The sequence below is a fragment of the Hyunsoonleella sp. J2K-J805 genome, from assembly GCF_057167125.1.
Window position 1 is genome coordinate 165100 of the sequence record NZ_CM169901.1, and the last position, 25778, is coordinate 190877.

26 protein-coding genes and 1 tRNA gene are annotated in these 25778 nt (G+C 34.1%); 18 read left to right on the top strand and 9 right to left on the bottom strand.

Annotation, left to right across the window (positions count from 1 at the left end):
• The first annotated feature begins 327 nt into the window (after positions 1-327).
• From AC1B0Z_RS00605 to AC1B0Z_RS00630, 6 genes are all read left to right on the top strand, one after another.
• A complete protein-coding gene (locus AC1B0Z_RS00605) occupies positions 328-1182 on the top strand; it encodes an SDR family oxidoreductase (protein ID WP_483795222.1) in 855 nt (284 codons plus the stop codon).
• Between the two features lie 22 nt (positions 1183-1204).
• Complete coding sequence (locus tag AC1B0Z_RS00610; RefSeq protein ID WP_483793544.1) at positions 1205-2218, top strand: Gfo/Idh/MocA family protein; 1014 nt, start codon at positions 1205-1207, stop codon at positions 2216-2218.
• On the top strand, positions 2184-3359 hold the full coding sequence (gene uxuA / locus AC1B0Z_RS00615; protein WP_483793545.1) for a mannonate dehydratase: 1176 nt from the start codon (positions 2184-2186) through the stop codon (positions 3357-3359). Before AC1B0Z_RS00610 ends, uxuA begins: the two co-directional genes overlap by 35 nt.
• A 58-nt stretch (positions 3360-3417) precedes the next feature.
• Positions 3418-4824 carry a glucuronate isomerase gene (gene uxaC / locus AC1B0Z_RS00620; protein ID WP_483793547.1) on the top strand — a complete coding sequence of 469 codons (1407 nt, stop codon included), beginning with the start codon at positions 3418-3420 and terminating at the stop codon, positions 4822-4824.
• A 109-nt stretch (positions 4825-4933) separates the two neighbouring features.
• A complete protein-coding gene (locus tag AC1B0Z_RS00625; protein WP_483793549.1) occupies positions 4934-6232 on the top strand; it encodes an MFS transporter in 1299 nt (432 codons plus the stop codon).
• A 290-nt stretch (positions 6233-6522) separates the two neighbouring features.
• Positions 6523-7566: a Gfo/Idh/MocA family oxidoreductase gene (locus AC1B0Z_RS00630; protein ID WP_483793551.1), complete on the top strand. Its 1044-nt coding sequence runs from the start codon at positions 6523-6525 to the stop codon at positions 7564-7566.
• 332 nt (positions 7567-7898) lie between these two features.
• Here AC1B0Z_RS00630 and AC1B0Z_RS00635 read toward each other — a convergent pair.
• Positions 7899-7972, bottom strand: a tRNA-Met gene (locus AC1B0Z_RS00635).
• Positions 7973-8104: 132 nt separating this feature from the next.
• Between AC1B0Z_RS00635 and AC1B0Z_RS00640 the strand changes: the two genes are divergently transcribed.
• Positions 8105-8497 carry an START-like domain-containing protein gene (locus tag AC1B0Z_RS00640; RefSeq protein WP_483793552.1) on the top strand — a complete coding sequence of 131 codons (393 nt, stop codon included), beginning with the start codon at positions 8105-8107 and terminating at the stop codon, positions 8495-8497.
• A 60-nt stretch (positions 8498-8557) separates the two neighbouring features.
• Positions 8558-9400, top strand: a complete 843-nt coding sequence (locus tag AC1B0Z_RS00645; RefSeq protein WP_483793553.1) for an aminotransferase class IV — start codon at positions 8558-8560, stop codon at positions 9398-9400.
• Here AC1B0Z_RS00645 and AC1B0Z_RS00650 read toward each other — a convergent pair.
• From AC1B0Z_RS00650 to AC1B0Z_RS00670, 5 genes are all read right to left on the bottom strand, one after another.
• Positions 9397-9957, bottom strand: a complete 561-nt coding sequence (locus tag AC1B0Z_RS00650) for a YqgE/AlgH family protein (RefSeq protein WP_483793555.1) — start codon at positions 9955-9957, stop codon at positions 9397-9399. The genes AC1B0Z_RS00645 and AC1B0Z_RS00650 overlap by 4 nt on opposite strands.
• Positions 9958-10080: 123 nt before the next feature.
• Positions 10081-10353, bottom strand: coding sequence for an HU family DNA-binding protein (locus AC1B0Z_RS00655; RefSeq protein WP_130935332.1), 273 nt, complete (start codon positions 10351-10353; stop codon positions 10081-10083).
• 189 nt (positions 10354-10542) lie between these two features.
• On the bottom strand, positions 10543-11490 hold the full coding sequence (fmt, locus tag AC1B0Z_RS00660) for a methionyl-tRNA formyltransferase (RefSeq protein ID WP_483793557.1): 948 nt from the start codon (positions 11488-11490) through the stop codon (positions 10543-10545).
• Positions 11487-13394, bottom strand: coding sequence for a RecQ family ATP-dependent DNA helicase (locus AC1B0Z_RS00665; RefSeq protein ID WP_483793558.1), 1908 nt, complete (start codon positions 13392-13394; stop codon positions 11487-11489). The genes fmt and AC1B0Z_RS00665 overlap by 4 nt, the downstream gene beginning before the upstream one ends.
• Positions 13391-13933, bottom strand: a complete 543-nt coding sequence (locus tag AC1B0Z_RS00670; RefSeq protein ID WP_483793559.1) for an AAA family ATPase — start codon at positions 13931-13933, stop codon at positions 13391-13393. The genes AC1B0Z_RS00665 and AC1B0Z_RS00670 overlap by 4 nt, the downstream gene beginning before the upstream one ends.
• A gap of 90 nt (positions 13934-14023) precedes the next feature.
• On the opposite strand from AC1B0Z_RS00670, the gene AC1B0Z_RS00675 reads away from it, so the two are divergent.
• From AC1B0Z_RS00675 to AC1B0Z_RS00690, 4 genes are read left to right on the top strand one after another with little or no spacing between them, the layout of a single operon-like run.
• The gene (locus tag AC1B0Z_RS00675; protein WP_483793560.1) at positions 14024-14317 is read left to right on the top strand and encodes a DUF493 family protein; all 294 of its coding nucleotides are present in this window, start codon (positions 14024-14026) and stop codon (positions 14315-14317) included.
• Between the two features lie 52 nt (positions 14318-14369).
• A complete protein-coding gene (locus AC1B0Z_RS00680) occupies positions 14370-14999 on the top strand; it encodes a DUF4290 domain-containing protein (protein WP_130963912.1) in 630 nt (209 codons plus the stop codon).
• Between the two features lie 8 nt (positions 15000-15007).
• Positions 15008-16315 carry a UDP-N-acetylglucosamine 1-carboxyvinyltransferase gene (murA, locus tag AC1B0Z_RS00685; RefSeq protein WP_483793562.1) on the top strand — a complete coding sequence of 436 codons (1308 nt, stop codon included), beginning with the start codon at positions 15008-15010 and terminating at the stop codon, positions 16313-16315.
• A 34-nt stretch (positions 16316-16349) separates the two neighbouring features.
• A complete protein-coding gene (locus AC1B0Z_RS00690) occupies positions 16350-17249 on the top strand; it encodes an SMP-30/gluconolactonase/LRE family protein (protein ID WP_483793563.1) in 900 nt (299 codons plus the stop codon).
• 10 nt (positions 17250-17259) lie between these two features.
• Here the strand turns inward: AC1B0Z_RS00690 and AC1B0Z_RS00695 are convergent, their stop codons facing one another.
• Positions 17260-18114, bottom strand: a complete 855-nt coding sequence (locus AC1B0Z_RS00695) for an AraC family transcriptional regulator (protein WP_483793565.1) — start codon at positions 18112-18114, stop codon at positions 17260-17262.
• Between the two features lie 152 nt (positions 18115-18266).
• On the opposite strand from AC1B0Z_RS00695, the gene AC1B0Z_RS00700 reads away from it, so the two are divergent.
• On the top strand, positions 18267-19439 hold the full coding sequence (locus tag AC1B0Z_RS00700) for an alpha/beta hydrolase-fold protein (RefSeq protein WP_483793567.1): 1173 nt from the start codon (positions 18267-18269) through the stop codon (positions 19437-19439).
• Here AC1B0Z_RS00700 and AC1B0Z_RS00705 read toward each other — a convergent pair.
• Positions 19436-20005: a GNAT family N-acetyltransferase gene (locus AC1B0Z_RS00705; protein ID WP_483793568.1), complete on the bottom strand. Its 570-nt coding sequence runs from the start codon at positions 20003-20005 to the stop codon at positions 19436-19438. The two genes, AC1B0Z_RS00700 and AC1B0Z_RS00705, sit on opposite strands and share 4 nt — an antisense overlap.
• Positions 20006-20044: 39 nt before the next feature.
• On the opposite strand from AC1B0Z_RS00705, the gene AC1B0Z_RS00710 reads away from it, so the two are divergent.
• The 5 genes from AC1B0Z_RS00710 to AC1B0Z_RS00730 all read left to right on the top strand — a co-directional run bounded on the left by AC1B0Z_RS00710 (position 20045) and on the right by AC1B0Z_RS00730 (position 24950).
• Positions 20045-20470 (top strand): PaaI family thioesterase, encoded by a 426-nt coding sequence (locus tag AC1B0Z_RS00710; protein ID WP_483793570.1) that lies wholly within the window; start codon positions 20045-20047, stop codon positions 20468-20470.
• Between the two features lie 4 nt (positions 20471-20474).
• Positions 20475-21590, top strand: a complete 1116-nt coding sequence (locus tag AC1B0Z_RS00715; RefSeq protein ID WP_483793572.1) for a chorismate-binding protein — start codon at positions 20475-20477, stop codon at positions 21588-21590.
• Between the two features lie 52 nt (positions 21591-21642).
• On the top strand, positions 21643-23403 hold the full coding sequence (menD, locus tag AC1B0Z_RS00720; RefSeq protein WP_483793573.1) for a 2-succinyl-5-enolpyruvyl-6-hydroxy-3-cyclohexene-1-carboxylate synthase: 1761 nt from the start codon (positions 21643-21645) through the stop codon (positions 23401-23403).
• 87 nt (positions 23404-23490) lie between these two features.
• Positions 23491-23829 carry a DUF2853 family protein gene (locus AC1B0Z_RS00725; RefSeq protein ID WP_483793574.1) on the top strand — a complete coding sequence of 113 codons (339 nt, stop codon included), beginning with the start codon at positions 23491-23493 and terminating at the stop codon, positions 23827-23829.
• A gap of 281 nt (positions 23830-24110) precedes the next feature.
• Positions 24111-24950, top strand: coding sequence for a CvfB family protein (locus tag AC1B0Z_RS00730; RefSeq protein ID WP_483793576.1), 840 nt, complete (start codon positions 24111-24113; stop codon positions 24948-24950).
• Positions 24951-25046: 96 nt separating this feature from the next.
• Here AC1B0Z_RS00730 and AC1B0Z_RS00735 read toward each other — a convergent pair whose 3' ends face one another.
• The gene (locus tag AC1B0Z_RS00735; protein WP_483793577.1) at positions 25047-25499 is read right to left on the bottom strand and encodes a hypothetical protein; all 453 of its coding nucleotides are present in this window, start codon (positions 25497-25499) and stop codon (positions 25047-25049) included.
• Between the last annotated feature and the right edge of the window lie 279 nt (positions 25500-25778).

Consider the following 25778-nt stretch of genomic DNA (forward strand, 5'->3'; position numbering starts at 1 on the left):
ATATTAGGTTTAATAAAAAAACTAAAAATTTGATTATGCAAGTAAATTAGTATCATATAAGAGAATTTATATACAGATAAACTGGAAATTTATACTCTTAGTTTCAAATTGTTACAATTTGCCATGAGAATATGATTTCTACATGACCTTTATATTTAACCAAAATCTTGTAATGGAAAGTAAGCCTATAAAAATGCTGAATATTAAGGGGTACGATTAAATAAAAATAAGCAGGACAGAACAGGACAGGTAATCAACTGAATTTCCTATTTTTGTTAGATAAGTTTTATTATTTAGAATAATGCATAATAAAGCTTTCAAAGTAAAATTTTAACCAACAACGAAACAAAATTAATGACTAAAACAATAGTTTTAACAGGAGCAGGTGGTGTACTTTGCGGAGCATTAGCGAAGGCACTGGGTAAACAAGGGCATAACATCGCTGTTTTAGACCTTAGAAAGGAAGCAGCTGATAATATAGCAGATGAAATTAACGCTGATGGTGGTAAAGCCATTGGGGTTGCTGCTAACGTTCTTGAAAAGGAATCCTTAAAACAGGCCAAAGAAGAAGTTAATCGAGCATTCGGTAATTGCGATATTTTGATAAATGGAGCAGGGGGAAATCATCCTTTAGGAACTACTTCAAACCCTCATTACGAAAAGGGAGACTTAGAAAACAACACAGAGGGTTTTAAAACCTTTTTCGATTTAGATACAGATGGGATCAAATTTGTATTCGATTTAAATTTCATTGGAACTTTGTTACCAACACAAGTATTTGCTGAAGATATGGTTGAAAGAGAAGGCTGCAGTATTTTGAATATTTCGTCAATGAATGCATTTACCCCTTTAACTAAGATTCCTGCTTACAGTGGAGCAAAAGCTGCTATATCTAACTTTACACAGTGGCTGGCAGTGCATTTTTCTAAAGTCGGTATTCGCGTTAATGCTTTAGCACCAGGTTTCTTTTTAACCGACCAAAACAGAGCATTACTTACAAAAAGTGATGGCAGTTTAACACCAAGAGGCAACCAAATTATTGAGCAAACACCTATGGGTAAGTTTGGTAAGCCTGAAGATTTAGTAGGAACAACATTGTGGTTATGTGGAGAAGGCGCATCTTTCGTGACAGGAGTTGTTATTCCAATAGATGGAGGTTTTAGTGCATATAGTGGAGTTTAATTTAAAATCTTAATTAAGTAAGGTGACTAATGATACTGTTATTTGGGGAATTATAGGCTGCGGCGACGTGGCCGAAGTTAAAAGCGGGCCTGCATTTCAAAAATGTGAAAATTCCAAATTATTAGCTGTAATGCGACGGAATGGTGATTTAGCAAAAGATTTCGCAAAGCGCCATTATGTACCTTTTTGGTACGACGATGCCGATAAACTTTTGGCAAACCCCGATATTAATGCGGTATATATTGCAACACCACCATCTACACATCTAAACTACGCATTGCGAGCCTTAAAGGCAGGTAAAAATGTATACATTGAAAAGCCAATGGTGCTTAACGACGATGAGGCCATAAAACTAGAGAATGCTGTTTCTAAAAGTGATCTAAAGTTAGTTGTGGCGCATTATCGCAGATTCTTACCAATGTATGTAAAAGTAAAACAGCTTATTAATAGTGATGCTATCGGGTCAATAAAATTTGTAGATTTAAGGTTTTTACAACCATATAATTTTAATGATAAGGCCACTTGGAGGTTGGATGCAGAAGTATCTGGAGGAGGCTATTTTCATGATATAGCACCGCATCAAATAGATTTAATGTATCATTTTTTTGGCGAGTACGATGTGGCAAAAGGTATTGCCATGAATCAATCCAAAATTAATAAAGTTGATGATACTGTAAATGGGATTATAAGTTTTAAAAATGGCATTCAATTTAGAGGTATGTGGTCTTTTGCGATCCCTCATTCCTTAGAGGAAGACCGTTGTACGATTTACGGTGAAAATGGAACTATTGAGATTTCCTTTTACAAGGAAAAACTTAAACTCGATTCAAACAAAATAAATAAAACGTTCGAATTTAAAAATCCAGAGAATATTCAGCAACCTATGATTCAGGAAACTGTTAACTATTTTCTAGGGAAACGTAGTAACCCTTGTCCAGTTGAAGATGGGAAATTAGTGACTGGATTAATGCAAGAATTTACAAAAAAGGAAATTATACAAAATGGAGCAAACATGGAGATGGTACGGGCCAAATGACCCCGTATCTTTATCAGACATTAAACAAGCAGGTGCAACAGGGATTGTTTCTGCCCTACACCATATTGCTAATGGAGAGGTGTGGACAGTGGATGAAATACAAAAGCGTAAATCAATTATCGAGGATGCGGGTCTATCTTGGAGTGTAGTTGAAAGTATACCAGTACATGAGAATATAAAAACCCGATCAGGACAATTTCAAACTTATATAGAACGCTATAAGCAAAGTATTGAAAATCTAGCAAAATGTGGAATAAACATTGTTTGCTATAATTTTATGCCTGTTTTAGATTGGACCAGAACCGATTTAGACTTTGAAGTGGAAGATGGTTCTAAGGCATTACGTTTTGATGTTATTGCCTTTGCTGCTTTTGAATTGTTTTTATTAAAACGACCTGGAGCAGAACATGCCTACACGGGCGAACAACAAGAAGCGGCTAAAGCATATATTGATAATCTTTCTGATGCTAAAAGGACAAAGTTGGTAAACAACATCATTGCTGGTTTGCCAGGAGCAGAAGAGGGGTACACTTTAGAGCAATTTCAAGTCATACTTGATACATATAAGGATATAGATGCGCAAACCTTAAGAGGTAATTTAGTTTCCTTTTTGAAGGAGATTATTCCAGTGGCTTCGAAAAACAAGGTGTTAATGTGTATTCATCCGGATGATCCGCCATATCCAATTTTAGGACTGCCAAGGGTTGTTAGTACGGAGTCGGACTATGCTTATCTTTTTGATAATGTTCCAGATAGAGCAAACGGGATTACGTTTTGTACGGGGTCTTTAGGTGTTAGAGCAGATAATAACTTAGTTAATATTTTTAAACGCTTTGCTGATAGAGCACACTTTCTGCATTTAAGAAGCACAAAAAGGGATGAGGGTGGTAATTTTTACGAGGCCAATCATCTAGAGGGCGATGTAGATATGTATAATATTGTAAAAGAAGTTTTGATAGAAGAGAAAAGAAGAAAGGCTGAAGGATATGCAGATTTCGCTATTCCTGTTAGACCCGATCATGGTCACCAGATGTTAGACGATTTGCACAAAAAAACAAACCCAGGGTATTCAGGAATAGGAAGATTGAGAGGTCTTGCAGAATTACGAGGATTAGAATACGGTTTAAAGCACAGTATCTAGTAGCCGAACAAAATTAGATTAATAATTTAGTAAGTATAATCTCGAATTAGGGTAATCAATGAATACAACACATTTTATTACAGATAATTTTATATTACAATCTGATATTGCAGAGATACTGTATCATAAGCATGCTAAGGATTTACCAATTATTGATTATCACAATCATTTATCAGCGAAGAAAATAGCTGAAGATCAACCTGTTAAAAACATAACCGAGGCTTGGTTAAGCGAGGATCACTACAAATGGCGTGGAATGCGTGCAAATGGCGTTGAAGAAGTTTATATCACTGGCAAGGCCACTTCAGACAAAGAAAAGTTTTTAAAATGGGCAGAAACAGTGCCTAATACCCTAAGAAACCCGCTCTTCCATTGGACACATTTAGAATTAAAGCGCTATTTCGATATTGATGAACTACTGCAACCCAGTACAGCAGAAGACATTTACAACAGGGCCAATTCTATTTTAGAAAACAAAACGCCTGCGCAGCTTTTAGAAGATATGAAGGTTGAAGTAGTATGCACTACAGATGATCCCACGGATGATTTGGTATATCATAAAAGTATTGCCAATGGAGATTTTTATACAAAGGTATTGCCTACCTTTAGATCGGATGAGTTGTTTTTTATTACTAAAGAAACGTTTTTAGGGTATATCAAAAAACTTGGTACAGTATCCAATTTAGAAATAAAAGATTTAGATACGTTTTTGAATGCCATTGATAAGCGTGTAGCGTTTTTTGATACGCAAGGTTGCAAACTATCCGATTTTGGAGTTGGAGAAGAACTGAAGTTTATTGAATTTACAAAAAAAGAGATTGAAACTATATTTTCAAAACGTTTGAAGGGTAACAACCTTAATCAAGATGAAGTCCATAAGTATAGATCTTTCCTGTTTATTCATTTAGGCAAGAAATATCATGAATACAATTGGGTGCAACAATATCATTTAGGTCCTGTTCGAAATAATAACAGTAGACTGTTAAGTCAAATAGGTCTTGATGCTGGAGTGGATTCCATAGGCGATTTTCCGATGGCACAGTTTATGTCAAAACTTTTTGACACTCTCAATTCCACGGATCAATTAGCAAAAACTATTACCTATAATTTAAATCCCTCACAGAACGAAGTATTTGCAACCATGATGGGTAATTTCCAAAATTCAGATTGCCCTGGTAAAATGCAATGGGGTTCTGGATGGTGGTTTTTAGATCAAAAAGATGGCATGGAAAAGCAAATAAACTGTTTGTCTAATATGGGGCTGCTCAGTCGTTTTGTAGGTATGCTTACCGATAGTAGAAGCTTCTTGTCATTTCCAAGACATGAGTATTTTAGACGGATTTTATGTAATATCTTAGCAGAAGATGTAAAACAAGGTTTAATACCAAATGATATAGAGTTTTTAGGAAAAATGGTCCAAGATATTTGTTATTACAATGCTAAAAACTATTTTAATTTTAAATAACTTCAAACTTTTTGATCAAATCTAATACTTATAACACATAGTTGCTTATTTTAACACTGAAAAGACAGTTTTTTAGAATATCGAATAAAATATATATAACCAACAAATTATGAATAAAACAAAAAAAATAGGGAATTACCGTTATCGAATTCTGGCGTTGTTAATGTTTGCAACAACAATCAACTATTTCGATAGAAGTATAATTGGTGTAATGGCACCTACATTAGAAAAAATGTTTGGGTGGACTAACGCTGATTATGCAAATATTATGATATCTTTCAAAGTAGCTTATGCTATAGGTATGCTTTCAATGGGTGGTTTAATTGACCGTTTAGGGACGAAAAAAGGATACGTGCTATCTATTGGTCTTTGGAGCGTATTTGGAATGCTGCATGCAGCTGTGCGTCCAGGTTTTAGTGTTATAGGGTTTGCTGCGGCCAGATTTGGTTTGGGTTTTGGAGAGTCTGGTAACTTTCCAGCAGCTATTAAAACTACTGCAGAATGGTTCCCTAAAAAAGACCGTGCTTTTGCAACTGGATTGTTTAATGCCGCCACAAGTATTGGGGCAATAGCGGCACCATTCGTTATTGGTTGGATTGTTCATGAAAACGGAAAAAACTGGCAAATACCATTTCTGATTACAGGTGTTCTTAGTGCTATATGGGTGTTTTTATGGTTAAGAACTTATAAGAAACCTGAGGTTCATCCGAAGGTGTCTAAAGAAGAGTTGGCCTATATACAAGAAGATTCTGAGACAGAAAATGAAGAAAAACTACCATGGAAAAGTGTTTTAGGAAAACGTCAAACATGGGCGTTCGCTTTAGCTAAAGTTACAGATGCAGTTTGGTGGTTCTATCTTTTCTGGGGCGCTAAATTTTTAGCAGAAACCTTTGGTGTAAATATTAAAAATATTGCTTTACCTTTCTTTGTAATTTACATATTAGCAGATGGCGGAAGCATATTAGGAGGATACCTATCTGGAGTATTTATTAGAAAAGGTTGGTCTGTAAATAAAGCAAGAAAAATAACCTTATTAATATGCGGACTTATAATTCTTCCAGTAGCTTTTGTTGCGATTACAGATAACAAATGGTTAGCAATTTGCTTGATAGGTTTAGGAGCAGCAGGACACCAAGCTTGGTCTGCTAATATATTTACGTTGGTATCAGACGTATTTCCTAAAAAAGCTACGGCATCAGTAGTTGGTGTTGGAGGAATGGTTGGAGCCGTTGCAGGTATTGTTGCTGATTTTGCTTTAGGCTCTGTTTTAGATCAAGCCGGTAATACTGGATACTTTTGGGCATTCTTAATTGCAGGTTCTTGTTACCTAGTAATCCTAGGGATTGTACATTTAATTATGCCAAAAATGAGGCCAATGGATGAAAATTTAAACTTGATAACAGAATAGTTTTAATTTGAAAATATTAAAAGCTGTAATTAAATCTTTAATTGCAGCTTTTTTTATTATGTTTATCTAGTTAGTATTGGTGTTTTATAGTTTTATAATTCTGCAGAGTAATTATGTTTAGGTATTATTAAGTAAAACATTTTTACCTGAAAGGATTTTTGGTAAGTTGGAATCAGTTTGGTTATACTAAATTAATATTGCTGCGGAAGTTATAGTCCGTCAAGCCAATACAAATATTGATAATTTTACATTAAACTCAATTTTAGAGTTTGCTTCTAATATTAAAAAATATGAAACCAATTAATGCAGCATTATGTTCTTTTGGAATGAGTGGATATGTTTTTCACGCTCCATTTCTTGAGTTAAATCCCAAATTTAATCTATACGGTGTTTGGGAAAGAACTAAAAACAAAGCTGAAAAAGTTTATCCAGATATAAAAACATTTAGGTCTCTTAAGGACTTATTGGCAGATAATGCTGTAGAACTAGTAGTAATAAATACACCAAGTGTAACACACTATGATTTTGCTAAACAAGTTATAAATGCAGGAAAGCATTTAGTTGTAGAAAAGCCATTTACCGCAACGGTTTCAGAGGCGGAGGAATTAATCCAATTGGCAAAAGCTAAAAATGTAAAACTTTCAGTATATCATAATCGACGATACGATAGTGATTTTAAAACAGTTCAAAAAGTATTAAAACAAGGTGTATTGGGAGATATTGTAGATGCAGAAATACATTTTGATCGTTTCGATCCAGAGCTTAGTCACAAAGGTCACAAAGAAGTCCCAACTCCTGCAGTAGGAAGCTTATACGATTTAGGCTCGCATTTAATAGATCAGTCTTTAGTATTATTTGGAATGCCGAATGCTATTTTTGCAGATTTAGATAGCTATAGACCGAATTCAAAAGTTGAAGACTATTTTGAGGTGAAACTATTCTATAAAAAGCATCGTGTTACATTAAAATCTAGCTATTATGTTAGAGAGCCTTTACCAGGTAATATTTTTCATGGAACAAAGGGATCTTTTATAAAGTCAAAGGCCGATGTTCAAGAAGAACAACTACAGAAGGGTATAAAACCAGGAACATTGAACTTTGGTATAGAGCCGGAAAGTGAAAGAGGCCTATTGCACACCGAGCAAGAAGGCAAGATGTTAAAGAAATATATTCCAACTTTAGAGGGTAATTATATGGCGTATTATGATGATATTTACCAAGCCATAAGACACAACAAACAATTACCAGTAAAAGCAGAGGAAGCTAAGGATGTAATTAAGATTATAGAGATTGCAAAGCGAAGCAACAAAGAGCGAAGGGTAATTACACTTTAAGGTGTGTTTAATCGGTATTCATTTGAACGATTTCAGTAGTGTTAAGGATTAACTTTAGCTGTCTATGCTATTTTACATTTAGCCGATTACAAATTATGTAGTTCTTTATTTATTATTTCAAACTGATTTAAAGAACCAATTAACCGACTAAGTAATAGGCCTATTGGTTGTTGTGGTTTTGCAGCTTTAATTTTATATTTCAATAATAATTAAAGTTGGTTTATTGCATTTGGTATTAATTAGTATTTAATCAAAAGGAAGTACGTTTTTTTGCTGAGTTTCAAGAAATAAAAAAAGTCAAGAGGTTTCTTGACTTTCCATTGTAAGATTTGTAGCGAGAACGAGATTTGAACTCGTGACCTCCGGGTTATGAATCCGACGCTCTAACCAACTGAGCTACCTCGCCGTTTTGAGGTTGCAAATATATAAACAAAATTAACGTTCACAAACATAAGTTATGCAAAATATTATGCAAAATAATTGCAAATCTTATCAATTAATGTATATATTGAGGAACACAATATTTTAATGATTTTTCATGGACGATAAAACTAAATTTGAAATAGAATTTCCTATTCACGCATCACCTCAATTGTTGTTTCAATATATATCTACACCATCCGGTTTGTCTGAATGGTTCTCCGATAATGTGAATTCTAGGGGAGAGTTATTTACTTTTATTTGGGATGATAGTGAAGAACAGGCAAAACTATTAAGTAAAAAGAGCGGTGAGCGTGTGAAGTTTAGATGGATGGCAGATGAAGAAGAAGGTGCTTCATGTTATTTTGAAATTAGAATACAAGTGGATGAAATAACTAAAGATGTATCGCTGATGGTTACAGATTTTGCAGATGATGATGAAGTAGAAGAAGCTAAAATGCTTTGGGAGAATCAAATTTCAGACTTAAAACAAGTACTAGGTTCAGCATAAAACACTAATTTAATCTTATATTTGTCCGCACTTAAATCAATATAAGTAGCGGACTTTTTTATGATAAATATTGATGGTAAAATTTTAGACGACAATACCCAGATTTCGATATATAATCGAGGTTTTGCTTACGGCGATGCAGTTTTTGAAACGATAAAGGTGGTAAACGGTAAAAAACTGTTTTGGGAGGATCATTACTTTAGGTTAATGGCATCAATGCGAATTATGCGAATGGAAATCCCCATGAATTTTACAATGGAGTTTCTTGAAACTGAAATCTTAAAAACCTTAAGCGCAAATGGTTTTGAAAATGCAAATGCTAGAGTAAAACTAATTGTTTACAGGACCGAAGGTGGATTGTACTTGCCAGAGCAAAATTCTGTTGGTTATACTATAAGTGCAAGGCCTTTACAAAATGATGTGTATCTGATTAACTCATCCAATTACAAAGTTGATTTGTTTAAAGATTATTATGTTGCACCAACTTTACTATCTACCCTAAAGACCAACAATAAGGCCATAAATATAGTTGGCAGCATTTTTGCCAGCGAAAACGAACTTGATAACTGCTTGCTATTAAACACTAATAAAAGCGTAGTAGAGGCTTTAAATGGGAATTTATTTTTAGTGAAAGGTAATAGTATTAAAACACCTCCATTGTCAGATGGCTGCTTAAAGGGAGTGATGCGGACACAAATAATAAAGTTTGTAGAACAATTACATGATTTTGAGTTACAAGAAGCATCTATTTCTCCTTTTGAACTTCAAAAAGCAGATGAACTTTTTATTACAAATGTAATTACTGGTATTCAGCCTATTGCAAAGTATAGAAAAAAAGAATTTTCTAATCTACTAGCTAATAAGTTATTGGAAAAACTAAATGTCGCTGTAAGGCTATCTTAATTATAATTAGGATTTTCAGGTGCATTTGACCAAATGCTATATTCTCCACCAAGCTCCAGCATTTTTTCTTTCCAAAATGACACATAATCCTTTTCAATAATGTTTTGTTCGTAAACATTTTCAGAAACTACCCAAGAATTTGCTTTAAGTTCATTCTCCAACTGATTAGAGTCCCAGCCAGAATAACCCAAGAAGAAACGAATATCATTTTCATTAATGGTATCCGCAGTTATTAATTCTGCTACTTTTTTAAAATCGCCTCCCCAATATATACCAAGTGAAATCTCAATGCTGTTTGGAATGAGATTAGGTACTTTATGAATAAAATATAGATTATCTTGTTCTACGGGACCACCATTGTACACCTTAAACGCAGCCTCTACTTCAGGAATTAGGTCTTTTATAGTATACTCTAAGGGTTTGTTCAGAATAAAACCAATAGAGCCTTCCTCAGTATGGTCGGCTAATAAAACAATGGAGCGGTTAAAGGAAACATCTCCAATTATAGCTGGCTCTGCAATTAGTAAATTTCCTTTTTTCGGGGTAGTACTCGTCATGAATTTTATTAATTTAGTAAATAAAGCTAAGATTATTTTGTCAGAAATACAACTTTTGGCATACCCATAAAAAAAATACCTTCCGATTGGGAAGGTATTTTTGTATTATTTTTAAACTAATTACTAGTTTACAGCACTTGATAAATCAGATCCAGCTTTAAACTTAACAACGTTTTTAGCTTTGATTTTGATAGTAGCCCCAGTTTGTGGGTTTCTTCCTTCTCTAGCAGATCTTTTAGAAACTGACCAAGAACCAAAACCAACTAAAGAAACTCTGTTTCCTTTTTGTAGAGCACCCTCTATTTCAATAAGTGCGCACTCTAGAGCTTTCTTAGCAGCTGCTTTAGTGATTCCTGCGTGTTCTGCCATTGCATCGATTAAATCTGTTTTGTTCATAATGTAAATTTTAATTATTAATAAATTGGTTAAACTTTTTTTGTTAAATCCTCTACAAAATTATACGGATTATGCTTTCATGCAAGTAATAGCAAGGGAAATACAGGGTTTTGTTGATAACTTACAGCATTTGTTAATAAAGGAACTGTATTTTGTCGATGTTTTTGTGAAATGAGTAAGGATAAGGGCTTAGCGCATTTTTGAGTTACTTTCAAATTTGTAACCATTCAACAAGGATACTGCGTCCATCAATTTTTTTCCTGGAAGCTTAATTTTAAGGAGATTTATATAGCCTCCATCTACAGCAACTTTCAAGGTTTTCTTAGTGGTAATAATACTTCCGATTTCGTTTTTATGAGTTTCAATCTCTTTTTTAGCTTCATAAATCTTAATATCTAAAACATCTTTGCTATTAACTAATTCGCACCAAGCGGCAGGATAGGGGCTAAGACCTCTAATCTTATTGAAGATGTTATCAATACTATCATTCCAATCAATCTTACAATTATCTCTATTTAATTTATATGCGGTTTTTATGCCCTTGTTTTCTACTTGCGGTATGGTTTTAACGTTATTAATCTCGATGAGCTTTACCGTTTTCAACACCAATTCACTACCTAACCGCATTAATTTATCGTGGAGGGTGCCTGCGCTTTCATTTGATCCAATTGCAACCTCCTCCTGTAAAATCATCTCTCCAGTATCTATCTTTTCATCAATGAAAAAAGTGGAGACACCTGTAGTTGTTTCTCCATTTATAATTGCCCAATTAATAGGGGCAGCACCTCTGTAATTAGGTAATAGCGACGCATGTAGATTAAAAGTGCCGTATTCCGGCATTTGCCAAACTACCTTGGGAAGCATTCTAAAAGCTACGACGATTTGAAGATTTGCTTTGAGCGATTTTAAATCACCTATAAACGCCTCGTCTTTAAGGTTTTTAGGTTGTAAAATATGTAATCTAGCTAATTTCGCATATTTTTTTACGGCACTTTCGTTAAGTCTTCTTCCACGGCCCGCTGGTTTGTCTGGAGCAGTAATAACACCAACAATATTGTAATCATGTTCTACTAACGTTTTTAAAGTAGTAACCGCAAAATCTGGAGTGCCCATAAATACTATCCGTAAATCCCTCATAAATGGCTTAATTTATATTTGTTTGTTTTTGTAATTGTGATTATTTGATGTTCTAACAGCATTTTTAATGCTTTTTTTATATCCGTATCACTACATTGTAAAGTGCTACTTATATACCTTGAAGATTTTTCTCCTGTTTCTAAAAGGGTTATAATTTTGTTCTTAAGATTCTGCTGATTGATAGTAGGTGCATTTTTTTTCTTTTTGGTGCATACCGAACATATACCACAAGGTGTAATATTGTTTTCTCCAAAATAGTTGAGGAGTTGCATGCTTTTACAAACATCATTATTATTTATATAATTTATTACAGCGCTAACCTGCTGTTCTTTTAGTTTATTTTGTTGCTTTATAATAGTAGAAATTCTGTTTATAGTTTTGTCGTCTTCCCTAGGTTCTATAAAGGTAATTTGAGCATCGGTTTTAGAATGGTTTAATGTTATGATTTCATCCTTTGCCAGTTGTTTCAAGATTTGAATTAAGCTATGTTCAGACATGGAAGCTTTATCAGCTATTTTTGAAGTATTGATATTAGTCTCATGATCAAAAACACCACCATAGGATCTTAATATTGATTTGACTGCAGTATCTAATTTAGGATGATTTTCTAAATATTTAAATATTGAATTATTTGTTGAAATGAATTTTATTAAAACCTTGTTTTTAAATTGTTTAGTTAGTGATATTGTTCCGTTTCTATCTAAAGCTAATAGTGTGTTGTAGCATAAGGTTCCGTTATAGTTGTAAGTTTTACAAAAACTGTTGAAGTCAAAATCAAAGGTTTGATATTCTCCTTCACCATAGGAGATCTGAAAGTAGTTACAGAGTTTCCTGTAGACTTGTTTAATAAAGTCTATTGAAGGCAACACTTTTAGAAACTGGTTCTTAACCAAAAGCTCGTCATTCTTATTTTTTAATATCACAGCGTAAGACAGCTCCCCGTTTCTTCCAGCGCGACCAGCTTCTTGAAAATAACTTTCTAAACTTTCGGGAAGATTTAAGTGTATAACTGTTTTTACGTCGGGTTTGTCAATACCCATACCGAAAGCATTTGTAGCTACCATAACCTGTTTTTGGTTTTGCATCCACGCACTCATATTGCTGTCTTTTTCCGTCATATTAAGTCCACCATGGTAATATGTCGCACTTATATTTTTTGAATTTAACAGTGTGCTTACATCGATAGTCGCTTTTCTGTTTCTTACGTAAATTATTGACGGGCCTTGATATTTTTTTAAGATGGTTTCTAGCTTATAATATTTATCTTCTTCATGCAAAACAATATAGCTTAAATTTTCCCTAAAAAACGATTGTGTAAATATTTTAGGGCTAATAAAATCGAGTTGTTTCATGGTGTCTTTAACAACTTTAGGTTTGGCTGTAGCTGTTAAAGCTATTATATTAATAGATAGCTGTAATTGTCTCAATTTTAAAATATTGCCGTATGCAGGTCTAAAGTCATTTCCCCATTGAGAAATACAATGTGCTTCATCAACGGCAATCAAATTCACATTCATTTGCCGAATTCTATCTTGTACCAATTCTTGCTGTAAACGCTCAGGCGATAAGTATAAAAATTTATAGTTTCCGTAAATGCAATTATCTAAGATGGCATCTAATTCATTGTTGGAAATACCACTAGTAATGGCTAGGGATTTTATGCCTCTATTGTTTAAATTTTGTACCTGATCTTTCATTAGGGCTATCAAGGGGGATACAACAATACAAATCCCTTCTTTTATTAATGCGGGTATCTGAAAGCAAATAGATTTTCCTCCACCTGTTGGCATTAAAGCAAAAACATCTTCTCCTTCAAGCACTGCATCTATAATGGCTTCTTGATTCCCACGAAATGAGGTGAATTTCCAGTAACGCTCTAGTATGTTTATAGGGTGCTTGTTCATTTTAAATTTAGACTACTCAAAATAAAGTCTGCTCTATCTTCAACGTTTCCAAAAGGGACATCAATTGGTTTGTAATTGTAAGCTTTATATGTGCTAAGTAGGTGTTTGTGAATATTTTTGGCTTGAGCAAAACTTTCATAACGTTCATTGTCACTTTTATAAATAGCTTCCCAAGGTTTTAAAATAAAAACAGTGTCGTAAACGGTGTTTTTAGTTACCATATCAAATTTCTTTGGATAGCTGTCTCCAATGAAATCCATGTAAGCTAGCACATCAGGTAAACCTCTATCGAAAAAAACTATTTTACTTTTAAATGTTTTTGCTTTTTCAAATTGCTCTTGTCTTCCTTTCAATAACAGTTCACTAAAAAGTAGCGGGTTGGTTAAAAACAGCTGGTCAATACCTTGCTTTTTGGCTTCCAAAGTTACTTGTCTTGAAATTTCTTCTAAACAATCGTAACCTCTAATTATTAGTTCGTTTATAATTGTTGATTTTCCTGTACCAGGGCCACCAGTAATCACTATTTTCTTCTGGCTCAATATACTCAGCTTTTGATTGTAAAAATCGTAATTTAACTTCTATAAAAAAAATAGAAAGGAAACCTTATATTTGCAGCGTAAAAAATAGCTATGGGAGCATCACCAAACCAGGACGAATTTTATCAAAAGTTAAAAGAGCAGTTGTATGATACCACACTTTGGCCAAGTGAGTATTTGTATAAATTTATTATAAGAACAGACACTGCCGAGATTGAAAAGATTGAAAAGCTATTTGACAACATGGGTGCTGTAATAAATACTATTCCATCAAAAAAAGGAAAATACACTAGTGTTTCCATTAATGTGAGAATGAAAAACCCCGATGCCGTAATAGCCAAGTATAAAGAGGTTGCAGAAAAGATAGAAGGCGTAATAAGTCTTTAGTTTTTTTTCGTATTTTGCAGACTACTTCAAAGAACTTAATACCACAAACATTTTGATTGATAATTTAGAATACAATACTGAACGAGAACATTTAATTATTCCTGAGTACGGGCGTCATCTTCAAAAGATGATTAATCATGCCAAAACACGAGAAACCAAAGAAGAACGTGAAAAGTTGGCAAAGGCAATTATCTCTGTAATGGGTAATTTGCAACCGCATTTAAGAGATGTTCCAGATTTTCAGCATAAACTTTGGGATCAGTTATTTATCATGTCAGATTTTGAATTGGACGTAGAGTCTCCATTTCCTAAACCATCGAGAGAAGTACTTTCAGAGCGACCTGAACCTTTAAAGTATCCACAAAACCATCCTAAATATCGTTTCTACGGAAATAATATTAAAACTATGATTGATGTGGCAAATACATGGGAAGAGGGCGAATTAAAGGAAGCATTGGTGTATACGATTGCCAACCACATGAAAAAATGTTTTTTGAATTGGAATAAGGATACTGTTGAAGACACCGTAATCTACGATCACCTTTACGAACTTTCTAATGGGAAGATAGATTTGAGAAATTCTGAAGAAGATTTATCAGATTCTAGCAGTTTAATGCGTTCTAAAGGGAAATACAGCAATAAAAAGAAAAAAGGTTCTAACCGTTCTAGAAAACGCCACTAAACTTATTCATGGGAACATTTAAAATTGAAGGAGGTCATAAGCTAAAAGGAAGCATACAACCTCAAGGTGCAAAGAATGAAGCATTACAAATTCTTTGTGCAGTACTGCTTACACCCGAAAAAGTAACCATCAATAATATTCCTGACATCATAGATGTAAACAAGCTTATTAATTTACTTAAGAAGCTTGGGGTAAAGGTTGAAAAACTATCAAAAGGTACATATACATTTCAGGCAGATGAGGTAAATTTAGAATACTTAGAGTCTGATCAGTTTAAAATAGATGGACGCGGATTACGAGGTTCTATTATGATTGTTGGTCCTCTACTGGCGCGTTTTGGCAAGGGCTATATACCGAAACCAGGAGGGGATAAAATTGGGCGACGGCGACTGGACACCCATTTTGAGGGGCTCATTAAGTTAGGTGCAAAATTTGGATACAGCAGAGAAGAGCAGTTTTATGGTGTTGAAGCTGAAAAACTTAAAGGCACCTATATGTTGCTTGAAGAAGCTTCGGTTACTGGTACAGCAAATATTGTAATGGCGGCAGTTTTAGCAGAAGGACAAACCACAATATACAATGCGGCTTGTGAACCTTATCTACAGCAATTATGTAAAATGTTGAATAGAATGGGGGCAAAGATAAGTGGTGTTGGCTCTAATATGTTAATAATTGATGGTGTTGAACAATTAGGTGGAACTGAGCACCGGATGCTTCCAGATATGATTGAAATTGGTAGCTGGATTGGACTTGCTGCAATGACAAAAAGCGAACTTACCATAACCAATGTGAGTTGGAATGACCTAGGATTAATTCCAAATATATTTAGAAAGCTTGGTATTACGGTTGAAAAGCAAGGTGATGATATTCATATCCCTGCGCATACCGATGGTTATGAGATACAAAGTTTTATTGACGGCTCTATTTTAACCATTTCTGATGCACCTTGGCCAGGATTTACTCCTGATTTGTTAAGTATCATTTTGGTAGTTGCAACACAAGCAAAAGGCAGTGTTTTAATTCACCAAAAAATGTTTGAAAGCCGCTTATTCTTTGTAGATAAATTGATTGATATGGGTGCAAAAATTATTCTATGTGATCCCCATCGCGCAACGGTAATTGGTCATGATTTTAAATCTACTTTAAAAGCTACAACCATGACATCTCCCGATATTAGGGCAGGAGTCTCCTTATTGATTGCTGCACTATCTGCAAAAGGGACTTCAACCATAATGAATATTGAGCAGATTGATCGTGGGTACGAGAATATCGATGAACGTTTACGTGCCATTGGTGCTAGAATAGAACGCGTTTAGTGCATTAGTCTACAAACTAAAAAAAAACTTTATTATGAAAACGTCGTACACTGCATTGATCTTTATGGTGACCATTCTAATTATTTCATGTAATAACAAAAAGAAGGAGAAGTTAAAGAATGTAGAGGTTGAGAGTAAAACTAACGTTGTAAAACCTTCTTTAGAGTTCCTTTGGGAGACAGATTCACTATTAACTACTTGTGAAGCTGTATTGTATGATGAGGCTTCACAAATCATTTATGTAGCTAATGTTAATAATTCTCCATGGGGAAAGGATAATAATGGTTTTATTTCTACCATCAGTACTAGTGGGGGAATAACTGAATTAAAATGGGCTGAGGGGTTAAGCGGACCAAAAGGTATGGGTATGCTTAACGGGAAACTATATGTTAATGACATTGACAGGGTTGTTGAGATTGATTTAAAAACTAAAAAAGCGACTAACATATTTTCTGTTGAAAATAATCCGCAATTGAATGACATTACTGTTGGAAACAATACGCTATATGTTTCCGGTTCAAATTCTGATGCTATTTATGAGATTAAGGAAGGTAAAATTACCCAAGTTGCAAAAGATAGTTTGGGCAGGTTAAATGGATTATCTTTTCAAAAAGAAGGTATGTATTATGCAGCTTCACAATCGCATAATTTTGGGATTTATAATAAAGAGCAAAACACGTTTAAAACACTAACAACTGATATAGGACATGGCGACGGCATTGTAAGATTGGAAAACGGTGATTTTGTAGTCTCTAGTTGGCAGGGTGAACTATTTTATATCTATAGCAAAGATTGGACTAAAACTCAGCTTTTAGATACTCGTGATAAAAAGATAAACGCCGCAGACATCGATTATATACCGGCTACTCAAACATTGTTGGTGCCAACTTTTTTTCATAATAGGGTAATGGCATACAAAGTAAAGTTTGAGTAGCGGAATACGTTTATTTAATCGGAATATAGAATTCAGTTTTTAGCTTTTCCTCAGCGACACGATCTGGATGACTGATATATCGCTCCCTTACAGGTTCATCCCGAAGCTCGTAGTCGCTATTCAATAACCAATCGTTAAAGATATAATCGTAAACTTCGGGAAAATAGCTATAAGAGCCTTGGTATAAAAACACCGCAAATTTTCCTGATTTTAAGGTTTTTACACCTATTTCTCCCTTTGGTTTTGCATCTTTATGTATCACGAGGCATGCGTCATATCTAATCTTGTTTTCATCGGTAACTTTTGGGTCATCATGTGGTATCCCAAACATTTGGATGCCTTTTGTAAATAATTTTTGTTCTTTTACCTGCCCCCAAAGTTTTTCCCAAGCACCAGCATAATCTAGCGTTTGGTAAGCCCCGTGCATGCGTAAATAAAGACATTTTTTTTCTTCTATATCTTGAATCTTGGGTTTTTTAATGTTCAATGTTGTTTTCATAATAGCCCTTGTTTTGATTGTGAATGATTTATCTTTTCTATAGCCATTTGGCGTTATACTAAAATGAGACTTAAATGCTTTTGTTAATGATGAAGGCATTTCAAAACCAACATTATAGGCAATATCTTCGATGCTTAATGACGAATAGCGCAATAATTTTGCTGCTGTTTCTAATCGGGTTCTGGTAATATATTTTCCAATAGGTTCACCTAATAATGCTCTGGTAATTCTATGAAAATGGAAGGGTGAAAAGCATGAAAGTTCTGCCAACGTCTTAATGTCTATTTTATTGTCAAGATTAGTATTAATGTAATCTGTAACAATGTTTAACTTTTCTTGATAAAAATTTTTGTTAGTTTGCTTCACTTTACTCTCACTTTGATATTACAAATCTAATGGAGTTTCCAATGAATTTCTTATCCATTCTTGCTGAAAAGTCATAGCTACGGATTTTTTGGGTGTTTTTTTAATGAACAATTAATTACTGTAGATTAACGTTTACATAAAAAACTAACCTTATGAAAATTTTGCAAAATCTCTTTATAGTTTGCTTTATTCTAGTTGCAAATATTATTTCAGCTCAAGATAAATCTAACATAAGCCATTCTATTGATTCCAAAATATTTGATAAGGAACGAGAAGTTAAAGTATTCTTACCTGAAACCTACCATAGAGATTCAATTTCGAAATACCCAGTAGTTTATGTACTTGATGCACAAAGTGAATCTTTTTGGGGGATCCTTAAGGGAAATGCTGGTTATATGGTTAATAATTATTCGGTTATGCCAATGATTTTTGTAGGTATTGTATCTGATAATCGCGGGCCAGAGTTCAATCCCAAAAACGCTGAGCTTCACAATCATTTTAAAAAAGAGGTGTTTCCATTAATTGAATCGAACTATCGAACAGAGGGTTTCAGAGCCGTTTTAGGACACTCTTGGGGTGGTGCTTTTGTTGGTAACACATTATTTAGTGATAAAAGGGATATGTTTGATGCTTATATTGGTATTAGCCCGTCGTTTGGAGATACTGATGATAATATTATTGTAAAAAATGCGGACACGCTCCTTCAAAACAATACAGAATTTGGGAAATACTTGTATTTCTCACATGGTGATGTAGGTAGACGGGAAGTTGAGTTTGAAAGGAATGTGAATAATATTGATGCCTTGGTTAAAAAGTACCCCAACAATACATTGTCTTGGCAACCGAGATTAATAAAAGGTGTTGGGCACTGGCAAATAGTTGGACCTTCTATTTGTGATGGCTTATTAAGTATGAGCAGAAATTATTTTGCAGACCAAAAGGTGATTCAAGATTTTGCTAAAAGCTCAAAAGGCAATTTGAAAGAAAAGATAGAGGATTTTTACAAGACTCGGAAAGCAATATTTGGATATTCCTATGAAGCAAGTGCTGGGTATCTAAATTTTGTGGCCAATGATTTTAGAGATTTAAATGATTACGAAACTGCCTTAGAAGTCTATAATTTGGCATTGAACAAAAAGCCAAATAGTGTTAGGGTGTATGTAAACATGTGCGATGTGTACGACAAAATGGGAGATAAAAAAGTTGCCAAAACCTTCTTTCTTAAAACTCAAAAATTATTGGAAGAACAGAAGGATGACGTAAGCGACAATTACTACAAAAGTATTTCAAAGTGGATAAAGGAAAAGCTCGAAAGCTATAATTAAAAACCCTTAAAAATTGTTGTTTTAAGCCCCTTCCATTCTTCATTTAAAATACCATAACAGCACGTATTTCTTTTAAAACCATCGGTTAAAAGTACATTTTTACGTAAAACACCTTCCAGTGTTCCACCTATTTTTTCAACAGCTTTTCTGGATGCAGTATTGCGTTCATCCACGCGAAATTCAACTTTATCAAATTTTAAAGCTTCAAAAGCATGTTGTAACATCAAAAACTTCATGTTCATATTTAAACCAGTGCCTTGAAATTTTCGTCCAATCCAAGTTGCGCCGATTTCTAAGACACTATGATGCCAACTTATATTCATATAACGAGACGTTCCGGCATAAGCATTAGCTGTCTTGTCAAACACAATAAAGGGAATAGCAGTGTTGCTATCTTGCCATGCTAAGGCAGTTTCAACATAAGCTTTCAAATCTTTTGGCGTATCCACTTTACTTGGAGAGTATTGAACTAAATTGGGCTCGCTTCCAATTGTAACTAAATGGTGATAATTATCCAGCGTGAGTGGCGACAATTTTACTCTGGTATTTTCTAAGGTAGTTCGCATTTCGTATTTTTACAAAACATAAAAATAGAAAAGATTTTCATGCAAATTTCAAAAGAAGAGATACTTAAACGCGCAAATGCGATTACCAAAAATACGCTAATGGAAACATTGGAAATTGAGATGGTGGATTTTGGTGACGATTTTGTGGTAGGAAGAATGCCAGTAAACAAACGCGTATACCAACCGGATGGCGTGTTACATGGTGGGGCAACGGTAGCTTTGGCAGAAACTACAGGTAGTTTTGCGGCAGAAATGCTTTTAAACCATAAAGACTGCTTTGTTAGAGGTATTGAGATAAGTGTAAATCATGTAAAAAGTATTAAGGAAGGTTACGTATATGCTACTGCCAAATTCATTCATAAAGGAAGAACCACGCAATTATTTGAAATAAAAGTTACTGATGATGATGGTGACCTTATTTCACTTTGTAAGCTAACTACAATTTCTTTACCTAGAAAAAAATAAGATTTTGCAGCACTTTTTTGAACGTTTAGAGCGTCACTTCAAAACCAACTTGCCTTTTGTTGTTTATCGTAAACCGAATAGCATTGCATTAAAAGCAATTCTGCAACAAGATGATGAGTTGCATAAAGTAAAAGGTTTCAATAAAACTGGTTTTGTGTTTTCTCCTTTTGACAATTCTGCCGATAGCATTTTAATACCGCTTTCGGCTTCTGAAACTATGTCTTTTTCCGAAATTACTGATGATAAAGACAACCTAACTTCCGAGGTTAGTTCTAAAGTGAATTTTGAAGCAAAAGATTTTCATCTAAAACTAGTACAGAAAGGGATACGAGCTATTAAAAATAGCGAATTTCAAAAGGTAGTATTATCACGAAAGGAGACTTGCGATTTTAAGGAAGGCAACCCACTTACCACTTTTAAAAAATTGTTAAACGCCTACAAATCGGCGTTTGTATATTGCTGGTACCATCCCAAAATCGGCTTATGGCTGGGTGCAACTCCAGAAACGCTTTTAAAGATTGAAGGTAAGCAATTCTCGATGATGTCCCTAGCAGGAACACAGGATTATAAAGGCGATTTAAACGTAAAATGGAAGCAAAAAGAACTGCAGGAACAACAGTTCGTAACAGATTTTATTTTAGAAAACATCAAGGATGTTGTGGGCAATATACAAGTATCCGGAGTTGAGACCGTAAAAGCTGGAAACCTGTTGCACCTACGAACATTGATAAAAGGTGTTTTAAATGAAACTACCGTTGATTTTGAAAGGTTGCTTTATAGTTTACACCCAACACCTGCGGTTTGTGGCATGCCAAAGCCACCTGCAAAAGCTTTTATCTTGAAACATGAAAATTACAATCGCGAATTTTATACGGGCTTTTTAGGGGAACTTAATTTTGAGGCTGAAGTTAAACCAAGAACCGGACAGCGCAATATAGAAAACAGAGCCTATATTTTAAAGCGTAAAAGCACAAAACTCTATGTGAATTTACGCTGCCTACAAATAAAAGGTGATACTGCATATGTTTATGTTGGTGGCGGTATTACGGAAACTTCAAATCCGGAAAGTGAGTGGGAGGAAACCGTTGCAAAATCTAAGGTCGTTAAAAAGGTGTTATAAATAAAATGGTCTCATGGCTATTTCTTAATTTTGTGAATAGAAATAGAAGTTGATGATATACCCGAAAATTCCGATTGCACAAACTGTAGTTCAATTGTGTAAAGCGAAAAATATAAAACACATAATAATTTCTCCTGGTAGCCGAAGTGCACCGTTAACCATTGGGTTTACAAACGATTCCTATTTTAAATGCTATAGTATTGTTGATGAACGTTGCGCTGCTTTTTTTGCACTGGGCATCACACAACAGGTTAAAGCACCAACTGCTTTGGTATGTACTTCGGGTAGTGCGCTTTTAAACTATTATCCCGCCGTTTCAGAAGCGTTTTACAGCGATATTCCTCTAGTGGTTTTATCTGCAGACAGACCCAAGCATTTGATTGGTATCGGAGATGGGCAAACCATAAACCAAAAGAATGTATATAAAAATCACATCTTATATTCAGCCAATTTAAAGTTGGACTTAAAGGATGAGAAAAACATTCCAGGTAACGAAGAGTTGCCTATTATTAAAAATCTTGAAAATAAGTTGGAGCGGTTTTTGGGGCTTCAAAAAGATATTCAGGAGTATAATGAGCACGAGATAAATAATGCTATTGATTTTGCGAAGTTTAAAAACGGTCCTGTTCATATAAACGTTCCTTTTGATGAGCCGCTATATGAAACTGTTGATAAACCAACGGTCCATGCAAAGGCAGTTTCTCATCTGAAGAAGAATTTAGGGATTGAGCCATCAGTATTGAAGGCGTGTTATGACGATTGGATAGTTGCTTCGAAAAAGATGATTTTAGTTGGAGTTAACAACCCAAATGAAGTTAACCTATCGGTATTAGAAGAGTTGGCTAAGGATGAAAGTGTTGTTGTTTTTACCGAAACAACGTCAAACTTGCATCATAAAAGTTTTTTTCCAAGTATCGATCAAATTATAGCACCCCTGTCAAGCGAGGAGCAAAAGGCGTTGCAGCCAGAAATTATTGTAACATTTGGAGGGTTAATCGTTTCTAAAAAAATAAAAGCCTTACTTAGGACATATAAACCGGAACAACATTGGCATGTTGATGAAAAGAAAGCCAATGACACGTTTTTTTGTTTGTCAAAACATATAGAAGCAACTCCTAATGATTTTTTTGAATCATTTTTACCGCTGATACATCATTACAAAAAAAGTACCTACCAGCAAACTTGGAAAAATGTAAAGAAAAAGCGCCTAAAACTTCATGAGCAGTACTTAAAAGAAATTCCGTTTAGCGATTTCTTGGCTTTTAATGCTATTCTGAAACAGATACCAAACAATTCTATTTTACAAGTTGGAAACAGCTCTGCCATTCGTTATACCCAGCTGTTTTCCTTGCATAAAACCATTGAGGTGTATTGTAATAGAGGTACAAGTGGTATCGATGGGAGTACCTCTACAGCCATTGGATGCGCTGTTGCCAATGATAAACCTACCACCTTTATTACCGGTGACTTAAGTTTCTTTTATGATAGTAACGCACTTTGGAATAATTACATACCTAGTAATTTTAGAATTATTGTTGTAAACAATCAAGGCGGTGGAATTTTTAGGATTTTGCCAGGGCATAAGAATACCGAGAATTTTGATACGTATTTTGAAACGCATCATCAATTAAGCGCTGAGCATTTGTGCAAGATGTTCAATTTTGAATATATGAGAGCCTCTGATGAAAACACGTTGAATAATGCGCTGTCTGGTTTCTTTGATGCTTCAGAGGCCCCTAAACTCCTAGAGGTATTTACACCAAAACAACTAAACGACGAAATACTGTTAGGTTATTTTGAATTTATCAGATAGAATGATGTGACTTAACATAAGTTAATGTGTCTAAAAAATTGATTATCTTTAGTAACTTAATTATTAACTTAAAAAACACTTTTTATCATGAGTAAACGTGACGAGCTTATTGCGAAATATGCTGCAGATTTAAAAGACAAATGTGGCGTTACTGCCGATATGGATTTATTAACGAAAGTAACTATCGGTTGTGGTCCATCAATTTACAATGCTGATGCTTCTACAGTTTCAGGTTCTGATGAGTCTGAATTAGAGACTGTAAAAAACAACTTCTTAATTAAAAAACTAGGATTAAGTGCTAGTGATGATTTAGATGGTGCTATCGCTAAGGTTATGGATACTTATGGAAAGTCTAACCGTAACAAATATAGAGCTGTAGTTTATTATTTATTAACTAAGCACTTTGGAAAAGAGTCCGTTTATTAGTAGAAAAAACACTATACATTATAAGCGTTGCATTTGCAGCGCTTTTTTTTGCACTAATAATTAGCAAATGTGCTACTGTTTATGATTTACAATTGATCTTAGCTGGCAGTTGCGCAAGGGATAGAACGGCATACTTCGACTCCGCTCAGCACGGGTGTTTGAAACCCCCGACGAAGGAGGGATTGAGTAGTGAAAGCCTACCTGCCGGCAGGTAGGCCCGACCCTCCCTTTAGCTACCTGGAGGGTTGCGCCCTAATAATAAAGTGTTACCTTTGCACACTATGGAATTAGGACAAATAAATACCTTAGAAATACTTCGTGAAACCGACCATGGTGTGTATTTAATTGATGCAAATGATGAAGAAGTATTGTTACCCAATAGATATGTGCCTTCTGAGTTTAAAATTTGGGATAAAATAGACGTTTTTGTGTATCTGGATAATGAAGAACGTCCAGTAGCTACAACTGATATTCCATATATTAAAAGCGGGGAGTTTGCGCTTTTAAGATGTAATCAAGTTACAGATTTTGGTGCGTTTTTAGATTGGGGGTTGGTGAAGGAATTGTTTTGTCCGTTTAAGGAGCAGGCCTTTAAAATGAAACCTGGAGGTTGGTATTTGGTGCATTGCTATTTGGATGAAAAGACGGAACGTTTAGTGGCATCAAGCAAAACCAATCGGTTTTTGGATAATAAGGAATTGACTGTAAATCAGTTTGATGAGGTGGATTTGATCGTATCCCATCCTTCTGATATTGGATGGAACGTAATTGTTAATAAGAAACACTCAGGATTAATTTACAAGGATAACATTTTTAAGGATATAAGTGTAGGCGATGTATTAAAAGGTGTTGTTAAAAAAATAAGACCTGGTAATAAACTTGATATTTCACTTGAAAAAATAGGATTTAGAAATATTGAGCCTAATGCTCAAAAAATATTAAAGGAACTTGAAGATAATAGTGGGTTTTTAGATCTTACAGATAAATCAGCCCCCGAAACTATAAAAAGCAGGCTTGAAATGAGTAAAAAGAGTTTTAAAAAGGCAGTTGGAAATCTGTACAAACAAAAGCAGATTAAAATAAAATCTGATGGTATATATTTAAATCAGCCTAAAGCATAAATGCCTTACTTTTTGTTAAAAGAGGTATAGTCTTTATTATAATAGTGTAGTTATTATTGCTCAACCTATAGCTTACCTTGTAGTACTTTTATCATGCTATTGCTGAGATGTTGTTATCACTTTAGATAGACTAAAGAAGTCACTTGTTTTAACTCTTTTGTAAACACTATTAATAGCATCATTAATAGTATCAAAATAAATATTATCAATTTTACAAAAACCGTTTTCTATTTCTGCGTTCATTTTACTGGCATTATCATGCCCCACTACACCATAAGATATTAAATTAGACATATTTTCTTTATACTCTGATAGTTTCAAAATATCAATAGAATATGAGTTTACTCTATTGGCAATTACACCAAAAGGGCAGTTTTTTCCATAGAATAATGTTAACTCGTCTGTTATCATCGAAGAATTGCTTTTGTCAAAATGTACTCCTTCATTAAGTTCAATTACGGCAATGTGATCGAAGAAAAATATATTGCCAATTTTATTTTCGACTGTTTTGATAATATGGTTCGAAAAATCTGATTTTATAATTTTCATTTTTAATAATTCTTTTACATGTCATTGTTTTATTTTTTTGTTGGTTAGAAATAAATACTTATTAACGTTTATTTAGGTGAGCAAATTTATATTAGATTTATGCTTTTAAAAAGTTAAAATATGATGATTATGACTTTTAAATTATTGTTATTTAATAAGTTATAATTTAATAGTTTTACTATTATTTTAATGTTTTTAATACTTGTTTTACCACGAAAGCGTTAAGTCACCAATAATTTTTCAATAGATTTAAATTATTAAAAATTAACATTTCAATAA